Below are 9,910 nucleotides of genomic sequence, written 5' to 3' on the forward strand. Positions count from 1 at the left end.
CCACGCTGGCCAAGGTGATGCCAGATCCCGTTGGCCCCGCCATGGCCCGGCTGCTCAGCAACCCAGCCGATGCCGAAGCCAATCGCATCGTTTCGATGGACCCGACCAATCACAGCGTGCTGCGCACCACCTGCGTCACCACCTTGCTGGAAGCCGGCCACGCCGAAAACGCCCTGGCCCAGCGCGCCCGCGCCAACGTGAACTGCCGGATGTTCCCCGGCACCGATCCCAATGCGCTCAAGGCCGATCTGGAAAAGATCATCGCCAACACCAAGGTGAGCGTCAGCCTCAAACTGCCGATCCGCCCGGTCGCCAAGCCCACCCCGCTGAACCCGGCGATCATCGGCCCGATGACCAGCATCGCCGCCAAACACTTCCCCGGCGTGCCGATGCTGGCGATGATGAGCACGGGCGCCACCGACGCCATCTACATCACCCCGATCGGCATTCCGGTATATGGCGCGCCCGGCACCATGATCGACGCCGATGGCAACGGTATTCATGGCCTGAACGAACGCATCAGCGTGCAAAGCCTGATGCAGGGCCGTGATTATCTGTCGGATCTGGTCGCCGTGCTGGCAAATCCCCAATAGTCCCTCTGGCGCTGGTCGCAGCAACACCCTACATCGGCGCCATGGATCTCGCACACTTGTTCGCCCCCGAAGCCCTGTCTGCCTTTGGCCAGGTGGTGCTGATCGACGTCGTGCTGGCGGGGGACAATGCCATTGTCGTCGGCGCGCTTGCGGCCGGGCTGCCGGCGGCCCAGCGCAAGAAAGTCATCCTGATCGGCATCATCGCCGCACTGGTGCTGCGCATCATCTTTGCGCTGATGGTCACCCAGTTGCTGCAGATCGTCGGCCTGATCCTTGCCGGCGGGCTGCTGCTGTTGTGGGTGGCCTGGCGCATGTGGCGCGAAATCAACCCACGCAGCGCCTTCATCGATGCACCTGGCGACAAGGATGATTTCATCGCCACCGATGCCCCGCCGCCAGCCAAGAGCTTTGCCGCTGCCGCCTGGAGCGTCGCGCTGGCCGACGTCTCGATGAGCCTCGACAACGTGCTGGCCGTCGCCGGTGCCGCGCGCGAACACCCCGATATCCTGATCGCCGGCCTGGTGCTCTCGGTCGCCCTGATGGGCATCGCCGCCAACATCATCGCCCAATATATCGAACGTTACCGCTGGATCGCCTATGTCGGCCTGGTGGTGATCGTCTATGTCGCCTTCAAGATGATCTGGGAAGGCATGCAGGAAATGGCGCCGGTGGTGCAGCCGATGATCGGCATGTAATAGCAGGGAATTACCGGGCAAAGGTGCCTCCGGCGGCCAGGGGCTGAGCCCCTGGACCCACTTTCGTTGGCGTGCGTCTGACGAATAAGGTTGGGAATATAGGGCGGAAAAACAATTGAGTGCTGGCCTCTGGCCTGCCCGCCGGAGGCTTTGCTCCCTGGTTCTTCAATCCATACCAATTAAAACCCGCTAAAAGGCTGCAATCTCTGGGGCTTGGCATCAGGGGATCAACACCGTCGATCCGGTCGTCAGCCGCGCCGCCAGATCCTCGTGTGCCTTGGCGGCATTGGCCAATTTGTAACGCTGGTTGATCGCCAGCTTCAGGCCGCCAGAAGCCATCAATTGCAGCACTCGCCCGGCATGAGCCTGCCGCTCCTCGGGCGACGTATAATAGTCAAACAGCGTCGGCCGCGTCGCAAACAGCGATCCCTTGCGCGCCAATATGCCCAGATCGACGCCCGCAACCGGCCCCGACGCATTGCCAAAGCTGATCATCAGCCCGCGCCGTTTCAAACTGTCCAGGCTGGATTCCCAGCTGTTCTTGCCAACGCCGTCGAACACCACGTCCACGCCCCCAGCACTATTGGGCCCGCCAGTGAGTGCCCGCACTTCCTTGGCAACATCACTGGTGTCGAGCACGCCATGATCCGCGCCATATGCTGCCGCCAGCGCCAGCTTCTGCGGCGTCCCCGCCACGGCGATCACATGCGCGCCCACCAGCTTCAGCCACTGCACCAGCAACAGGCCCACGCCGCCTGCCGCCGCCGGCACCAGTGCCGTATCGCCGGGCCGCACTTCGGCACAACGCTCAATCAGAAACTCTGTGGTGCAGCCTTTCAGCAGGCCGGCCGCCGCCATCTCATCGCTCACCCCATCGGGCAGCTCCACCAGCATTGCCGCCGCGATGTTGCGGTGCGTGGCATAGGCGCCAATCGGCCCCCAGCAATAGCCTACCCGCGTGCCCTCGGTGAGCGTCACACCCTCGCCCACCGCTTCCACCACGCCGGCCGCCTCCAGCCCCAACCCAGACGGAAAACCAATCGGATAAAGGCCCGACCGGTGATAAGTGTCGATGAAATTCAGCCCGATGGCCGTGTGGCGCAGCCGCACCTCATCCGGCCCCGGCGGCGGCAACGTGATATCCTGCCACTGCATCACTTCCGGGCCACCACTGGCATCGATCCGGATCGCTTTCATGCCCAATCCCCTTCATGCTGCGCCAATGCTGCGCGGTAACTCGTTGTTTTTAATAAACCAGATATCCGACTCAGCATCGCCTTGCCGATTACCGCTCCCCACCGCTACACTAGCGTGATCCAAGCCAAGGAAAAGAGGCATTGCGGCCATGAAAATCAGCTTCGACATCGATTGCACGCCGGAAGAAGCCCGCGCCTTCCTTGGTCTGCCCGATCTGCAGCCCCTGCACGATGTCTATCTCGATCGCATGAAAACCGCGATGACCGAAGGCATCAGCACCGCCGATTGGCAGCGCATGATGCAGAATTGGGCCCCGGGTATCGCCGGCGGATTCGAACAATGGCAGAAACTGATGATGGCCGGGCTGAGCTCTGCGGCCGGCAAGCAACAAGGCTGAACCCAGCCCAATGACCGACACACCATGACCGACACACCATGACTGACACTGTTGCGGCGCTGGCCAGCGGCCGCCCGCCGGCAGCGCTCGCCGTCATCCGACTGTCTGGCCCGGCCGCCTTTGCCGCCGTGCGGGCCTTGGCAGGCCGGGTGCCGCCACCGCGCCGCCTCAGCCTGTGCCGGCTGCACGACGGCAGCAGCTTGCTCGATGAAGCTCTCGTCGCCGTCTTCCCTGGTCCCACCAGCGCCAGCGGCGAAGACCTTGTAGAATTCCACTTGCACGGCGGCCCCGCGGTCATCTCCGGCGTCCTCGCCGCGCTCACCGCGCTGCCCGGCATCCGACTCGCCGAGCCCGGTGAATACACCCGCCGCGCCTTCGCCAATGGCCGCATGGATCTGGCCCAGGTCGAAGGACTCGCCGATCTGGTCAACGCCGAAACCGCCAGCCAACGCGATCAGGCCCTGGCCCTGGCCGGCGGCGCCCTTGGCCGGCTGGCGGATGACTGGCGCGAACGCTGCCTGATACTGCTGGCCGAAGCCGAAGCCGGCCTCGATTTTGCCGAAGACGAAGCCGACGTCGCCGAACGGCTGGACGAAGCCGCCCGCCATCAGCTGCTGGCCATGGCCGATGAACTGGACGGCCTGATCGCCGATTCAGCCCGCGCCGCCCGCATCCGCGAAGGCCTCACCATCGCCGTCACCGGGCCACCGAACGTCGGAAAATCAAGCCTGGTCAACGCATTATCGATGCGGGATGCCGCCATCGTCACGCCCATCGCCGGCACCACGCGCGACGCCATCGAAGTGCCCGTCGATCTTGACGGGATCGCCGCCGTGCTTATCGATACCGCCGGCCTGCGCGACACCACCGATCCCATCGAAGCCGAAGGCATCGCCCGCGCCCGCCGCCGCGCCGCCAGCGCCGATCTCGTCATCAGCGTCGCCAGCGCCGACGCGCCGCACTGGCCGCCACCGCCCGCCGATGGCCCGCCCCAGTTGTTGCTGCTCAACAAATGCGATCTCGCCAAACCTGATCTGCCGCTGGGCGCGCTGGCCGTTTCTGCCACAACCGGCGCCGGCATGGCCCCGTTGCGTGACTGGCTGTCCTCCTGGGCGCACACCGCCACCCGCCCCGGCGAACCGGCACTGCTCGCTCACGCCCGCCACCGCGCCGCCTTCGCCGACGCTGGGGCCGCCCTGCGCGACGCCGCCCTCGCCCCTGAACCCGTCCTCCGCGCCGAATCGCTCCGTGCCGCCGCCCACGCCTTTGGTCGGATCGCGGGGCGGGTTGGCGTTGATGATGTACTGGACCGGATCTTCAGCCGCTTCTGTATCGGGAAGTGAGAATTGAGCCTCCGGCGGGCAGGGACGCAGTCCCTGCACCCGTTTGATTTCGGGCAGCCCGCGCACCACAAGCGTTGTTCAACGCCGCGAACAATGAAGATAGCCTGCGGCGCTGACCATTGAAACCAGAGGGCCTGCCAGAATCGAAAGTGGGTGCAGGGGCTCAGCCCCTGCCCGCCGGAGGCTCCCTCTTACCTCACCCACCATGTTTCACGTGAAACATCGTCCGCGAATCGCTATGGAAGCCGTCATGCACGATTTCGACGTGATCATTGTCGGCGCCGGCCACGCCGGTTGCGAGGCCGCCGCCGCCGCCGCGCGGCGCGGTGCCCGCGTTGCGTTGGTGACGCTGCGCGCTGACGATCCCGGCACGTTAAGCTGCAACCCGGCGGTTGGCGGCATCGGCAAGGGCCATCTCGTGACCGAGATTGATGCCCTGGGCGGCATCATGGGCCGGGTCACCGATGCCGCGCGGTTGCAATCTCGCTTGCTGAATCGTTCGAAGGGCCCGGCCGTACACGGCCCGCGCGCCCAAGTCGACCGGGCCCTGTATCGTTCCGCCATGGCTGAGGTGCTGGCGGAGTTGCCGACGCTTTCCATCATTGCGACGGCCGTTGAAGGCCTGGTTCGCGAGCAGGGCCGTATCACGGGTGTGGAAACGGCGCTGGGCAGGTTGAACGCGCCCGCCGTGGTGCTCACCACCGGCACCTTCCTTGGCGGCATGATGCACATTGGTGCGGCCCGCGAAGCCGGTGGCCGCGTCGGCGCACAGGCCAGCGATCTGGGCCAGGCACTGCGCGCCATGGGCCTGCCGGTGAGCCGGCTGAAAACCGGCACGCCGGCACGCCTTGATGGCCGCAGCATCGATTGGGCGGTGCTGGGTTGGCAGCATGGCGATGCCGATGATCCGCGCTTCAGCCGCTTTGGCAAGGCCAATGGCCGACCGCCGATTCCCTGCGCTGTCACCCGCACCAACGCCGCAACGCATCACATCATCCGCCACCATCTCGGCGAATCGGCGCTTTACGGTGGCCACATCGATTCGGTTGGGCCTCGCTATTGCCCGTCCATCGAAGACAAAGTGGTGCGGTTTGGCGACCGCGATGGCCACCAGGTCTTCCTGGAGCCGGAGGGTTACGACGACATCACAATCTATCCCAACGGCCTTTCGACATCGCTGCCCCTGCATGTGCAGGAGAAGTTCATTGCCTCGATCAAAGGGCTCGAACGTGCTCGCATCCTGCGTGCCGGCTATGCCATCGAATATGACCATGTCGATCCGCGCGCGCTGACGCCGGGCTTTGCTGCCAAGGATGTGCCGGGCCTGTTCCTGGCCGGCCAGATCAACGGCACAACGGGTTATGAGGAGGCCGCCGCGCAGGGACTGGTTGCCGGTGCCAATGCCGCCGCCGGCGCGCTAGGCCTGCCGCCGCTCACGGTTGATCGCACCCAGGCCTATATCGGCGTAATGGTCGACGATCTCACCACCCACGGTGTCGTCGAACCCTATCGCATGTTCACCAGCCGCGCAGAATATCGCCTGCGGCTGCGGGCGGACAACGCCGATCAGCGTCTGACGTCCCTCGGCCTATCGCTGGGCCTGATCCCGACGGCGCAGGCCGACGACTTTGCTTTGCAACAATCAAAGCGCGAAGCCGCCCGCGCATTGCTGGACAGCCTGTCTGCAACGCCACACCAGCTCGCCAGCCACGGCATCGAAGTACGCCAGGATGGCCAGTCGCGCAGTCTGTTCGACTGGCTGCGGTTTCCGGCCGTCACCCGCGAAGCGGCCCGCCGCGTTTGGCCGGAACTGACAATGGTGCCGGACGACCTGCTCGACAGCTTGGCCGTGGATGCGAATTATGCGTCCTACATTGTCCGGCAAGAATCCGAAGTCGCTGCCTTGCGCCGTGATGAAGGACTAACCCTGGCAGCCGATTTGGATTACGCAACCGTGGCCGGCCTTTCCAAGGAAATGACCGAACGCCTTGGCCGTGCTCGCCCTCTCACCCTCGGCGCTGCCAGCCGCGTGCCGGGGATCACCCCAGCCGCCCTGATCGCCCTGCTCCCGCACACCACCCGTAGGGCAGCCTGAGATGAGCGACGACGCCCGCACGGCCTTTGTGGCTGAATTCAATGTTTCACGTGAAACATTGGCCAAGCTCGACCGCTATGCAAAACTGCTTACCGAATGGCAGCAGCGCATGAATCTTGTCGGGCCGTCCACTCTTCCGCACATCTGGGATCGCCACTTCCGCGATTCGGCCCAACTGCTGGCGATTTCCGGTACGGGCAAGTCGTGGCTCGATATCGGCGCCGGTGGCGGTTTCCCCGGCCTTGTGCTCGCAATCCTTGATCCCGAATCCAACATCACGCTTGTCGAATCGGTCACCAAGAAATGCCGCTTTCTGAGCACTGTGGCCCACGAAACGGACACCGCCGGCCATGTGACGATCGCCAATGTCCGCGTCGAGGCAATGGCCGGCAGCAAATTTGATATCATCACCGCCCGCGCCGCCGCCAGCCTCGAGAAGCTGTTCGATTGGGGCCTGCGCTTTGCCGGCAGCGGCACGCGCTGGATCTTGCCAAAAGGCGCGCGCGCGCAGGAAGAGCTTGCCAGCGCCGCCAAGCAGTTCCACTTTGATCATGAGCTGATTCCCAGCCGCACCGATTCCGATGCCCGCATCGTGGTCGCGAAAGGGGTTAAACGCCGATGATCATCGCGGTCGCAAATCAGAAAGGCGGAGTCGGCAAGACGACCACCGCCGTCAATCTTGCCACTGCGATGGCCGCCATCGGCAAGCGTGTGCTTGTGGTTGATGCCGATCCGCAAGGCAATGCATCCACGGGCCTGGGCATTGGCCGCAAGGATCGCGAGCCCTCAATTTATCAAGTGCTTGTGGATGGCGTTCCGGCCGCCGAAGCATTGCGCCAAACCGCTATTCCCGGCCTGTTGATCCTGCCCGCCAATGCCGCCCTGGCGGGCGCAGAGGTGGAACTTGTCGATGCCGATCGCCGCGCTCACCGTCTTGCCGATGCGCTGGCCAGCCTGCCGCCACAGGATTTTGTCATCATCGATTGCCCGCCGTCGCTTGGCCTTGTGACCGTCAATGCGCTGGTCGCTGCCGATGCCGTGCTGGTGCCATTGCAGAGCGAATTTTTTGCGCTCGAAGGGTTGAGCCAGCTGCTCAGCACCATCGAACGCGTGAAGGCCGGGCTCAACCGCCGGCTCGAGCTGCTCGGCATCGTGTTGACCATGGTCGATCGCCGCAACCGGCTTTCCGACCAGGTGTGCAACGATGTGCGGGCGGTGATGGGTGCAAAGGTGCTCGAAACCATGGTGCCGCGCAATGTTCGCCTGTCGGAAGCGCCCAGCCACGGGCTGCCGGCACTGATCTATGATAGCCGCTGCGCCGGCTCCGAAGCTTATGTGGCGCTGGCGCGGGAACTTCTGGCCCGCATCGACGGCCCGCTGGCACTGGCGGGATGAATGCGCCGGATGATGAGGGACAAATGACCGACAACAAACGCAAGTCCGGCCTTGGTCGTGGCCTTTCGGCTCTGCTGGACGATATCGCGGCACCAGCAACCGTCACTTCGCCCGGCGTGGTGCGGCTGCCGGTGGCTGATATCATGCCGAACCCCGGCCAGCCCCGCCGCCAATTCGATGAAGCCGCCATGGCCGAGCTCACTGCCTCGGTGAAAGCGCATGGCGTGCTGCAACCCATCCTCGTTCGTCCGTTCAATGGACGCCACCAGATCATCGCCGGCGAGCGGCGCTGGCGGGCCTCCCAAGCGGCCGGGCTGCATGAGGTGCCGGTGGTCGTTCGCCGGCTCGACGACGGCCAAGTCGCTGAAATTGCCCTGATCGAGAACATCCAGCGCGCCGACCTCAATGCGATCGAAGAAGCCCGCGGCTACCAGAGGCTCATCGCCGATTTCGGCCACACCCAGGCCGTGCTCGCCGATATCGTTGGCAAGTCACGCAGCCATGTAACCAACCTGCTGCGCCTGCTTGATCTGCCCGCCGCCGTGCAAACACTGGTTGAATCGGGCGCTCTCTCCATGGGCCACGCCCGCGCCCTGGTTGGGGCGGCCGACGCCGAAGCCCTGGCAGAACGCGCCGTAAAACAAGGCCTGTCTGTCCGCGCGCTGGAAGCCCTCGTCTCTGGCGGCAAGGCAAAGCCCAAAGCCAACCGCACCGTTCCCGCCACTGCGGCCAACGACCCCAACAGCGATGCGCTCGAAGAGCAGCTCGCCGAAGCCCTCGGCATGCCGGTCGCCCTGCAAGTGGCCCCCGGAGCCAGCAGCGGCAGCCTCACCATCCGCTTTGCCGACCTCGATCAACTCGACCTGCTCTGCAGCAAACTCGGCGTGGCTTAAGGAGAAATGGCCTCCGGCGGGCAGGGACGCGGTCCCTGCACCCGTTTGCTTTGAGGCGGAGCCGGACACCGAAAACAGCGCCGCAGGCAAGAAACGTCTGCCTGCGGCGCTATTTATGGCATTGAGCCCCAGCCAAAAAATGAAAGTGGGTGCAGGGGCTCAGCCCCTGCCCGCCGGAGGCTCTTCCTGTCTCCGAATCAGCGACGACGGCCAGCGACTGCAGCGCGGCGCGTCAGATCGAGCAACAAATGCTGGGCGCCGAGGTCAGCCAAACTGCCACTGGCTTTCACCGCACGTTCGGCGGCGAGGATTTCACCCATTGCGGCGGCGAGGGCTGGCTGGGTCCAGAGTGAAAGCGCCTTGATAATGAATGGTTTTTCTTTCCAGAAGATGGATTTGCCCTGACCTTCGACGACGGCCGCCGGCGTGTCGCCGCCATCGACTTCGACGCGCAGCTGGGTGAGTTGAGCAAAGCGGCGTTCGAGGGCGCGCAGCAGCGGGATCGCGGTGCCGTCGGGCAGACGGCCGATGAGGTCGGTGGCTTCAGCGACATCGCCGGTGGTGATGGCGGCGATGGGGGCGAACAGCTCTGCTTCACCGGTGGCGATGCCCAGCGCGGCGAGGTCATCGGCGGTGAGTTGTTGCGGGCTTTGCGGGCTGGCATCCTTGTAGAGAGCGTATTTTTCCAGCTCGCGGCGCATGATCATGCGATCACCGCCGGCGCTTTCGAACAGGGCTTCGGGCACGCCGCGATCGAAGCGCAGGCCAAGCGGCGCTGCCATTTCGGCGAGCAGCCGGCCGGCATCGCGCATGGATGCTTCGTAATTGATGCAGGCCGCGATTGCAGGATGTTTGTCAGCTAACGTCAGCAGCTTGCTGCCTTTCTTGAAGGCGGCGGCAACGGCCAGCACCGGGTGGCCGGACGGGCCTTCGAGCAGCGCTTCCACGGCCGGCAGCGCATCATCGTCGAGGCCATCGACGCGTACCAGTTCGCGGTCACCAAACATCGAAAGGCTGGTGGCGGCGGCCAGCAGCGCCTGCGGATCAGCCTTCAGTGCGGTGCCGGCCAATTCAGTGACGGTGACACCGGCGCCCAGCCCGGCCGCGACCTGGCCCGCCATATCGCGCGAGGCAGATTCGTCAGGGCCATGCAGGATCACTAGCCGCACATCGGCGGGCCAGGCGCGGGCAATGGTCGCGATGCGAGCCCCGTCGACCTTCATGTTTCAGCCTTCATCAGCCTTTTGCGGCGCGGGCGTAACGGGCCAGGCGGGCGCTGATCTGGCGGGCGATATCGGTGGA

At 64.9% G+C, this 9,910-nt stretch carries 10 protein-coding genes; 8 read left to right on the forward strand and 2 right to left on the reverse strand.

Going from position 1 to position 9,910, the window contains the following annotated elements; genetic code table 11:
- Both RMO81_RS11270 and RMO81_RS11275 read left to right on the forward strand, forming a co-directional pair.
- On the forward strand, positions 1-593 hold a 593-nt coding region (locus tag RMO81_RS11270), incomplete at its 5' end, for a peptidase dimerization domain-containing protein (protein ID WP_310475968.1).
- Between the two features lie 41 nt (positions 594-634).
- Positions 635-1,288, forward strand: coding sequence for a YjbE family putative metal transport protein (locus tag RMO81_RS11275; RefSeq protein WP_310475970.1), 654 nt, complete (start codon positions 635-637; stop codon positions 1,286-1,288).
- Between the two features lie 219 nt (positions 1,289-1,507).
- Here the strand turns inward: RMO81_RS11275 and RMO81_RS11280 are convergent, their stop codons facing one another.
- Complete coding sequence (locus tag RMO81_RS11280) at positions 1,508-2,485, reverse strand: quinone oxidoreductase (protein ID WP_310475971.1); 978 nt, start codon at positions 2,483-2,485, stop codon at positions 1,508-1,510.
- A 148-nt stretch (positions 2,486-2,633) separates the two neighbouring features.
- Here RMO81_RS11280 and RMO81_RS11285 point away from each other — a divergent pair, with 148 nt between their 5' ends.
- From RMO81_RS11285 to RMO81_RS11310, 6 genes are all read left to right on the forward strand, one after another.
- A complete protein-coding gene (locus RMO81_RS11285; RefSeq protein ID WP_310475972.1) occupies positions 2,634-2,882 on the forward strand; it encodes a DUF6489 family protein in 249 nt (82 codons plus the stop codon).
- A 38-nt stretch (positions 2,883-2,920) separates the two neighbouring features.
- Positions 2,921-4,225, forward strand: a complete 1,305-nt coding sequence (mnmE, locus tag RMO81_RS11290) for a tRNA uridine-5-carboxymethylaminomethyl(34) synthesis GTPase MnmE (protein WP_310475973.1) — start codon at positions 2,921-2,923, stop codon at positions 4,223-4,225.
- A 250-nt stretch (positions 4,226-4,475) separates the two neighbouring features.
- A complete protein-coding gene (mnmG, locus tag RMO81_RS11295; protein WP_310475975.1) occupies positions 4,476-6,320 on the forward strand; it encodes a tRNA uridine-5-carboxymethylaminomethyl(34) synthesis enzyme MnmG in 1,845 nt (614 codons plus the stop codon).
- A gap of 1 nt (position 6,321) precedes the next feature.
- Positions 6,322-6,942, forward strand: a complete 621-nt coding sequence (rsmG, locus tag RMO81_RS11300) for a 16S rRNA (guanine(527)-N(7))-methyltransferase RsmG (RefSeq protein WP_310475977.1) — start codon at positions 6,322-6,324, stop codon at positions 6,940-6,942.
- Complete coding sequence (locus RMO81_RS11305; RefSeq protein ID WP_310475978.1) at positions 6,939-7,715, forward strand: ParA family protein; 777 nt, start codon at positions 6,939-6,941, stop codon at positions 7,713-7,715. Before rsmG ends, RMO81_RS11305 begins: the two co-directional genes overlap by 4 nt.
- Before the next feature lie 23 nt (positions 7,716-7,738).
- Positions 7,739-8,608, forward strand: a complete 870-nt coding sequence (locus tag RMO81_RS11310; RefSeq protein ID WP_310475979.1) for a ParB/RepB/Spo0J family partition protein — start codon at positions 7,739-7,741, stop codon at positions 8,606-8,608.
- 197 nt (positions 8,609-8,805) lie between these two features.
- On the opposite strand, the gene holA is transcribed toward RMO81_RS11310, so the two are convergent.
- Positions 8,806-9,831, reverse strand: a complete 1,026-nt coding sequence (gene holA / locus RMO81_RS11315) for a DNA polymerase III subunit delta (protein ID WP_310475981.1) — start codon at positions 9,829-9,831, stop codon at positions 8,806-8,808.
- Positions 9,832-9,910 lie beyond the last annotated feature (79 nt).

The organism is Sandarakinorhabdus sp., assembly GCF_031422795.1.
In the GTDB taxonomy this organism is placed as follows: Bacteria; Pseudomonadota; Alphaproteobacteria; order Sphingomonadales; family Sphingomonadaceae; genus Sandarakinorhabdus.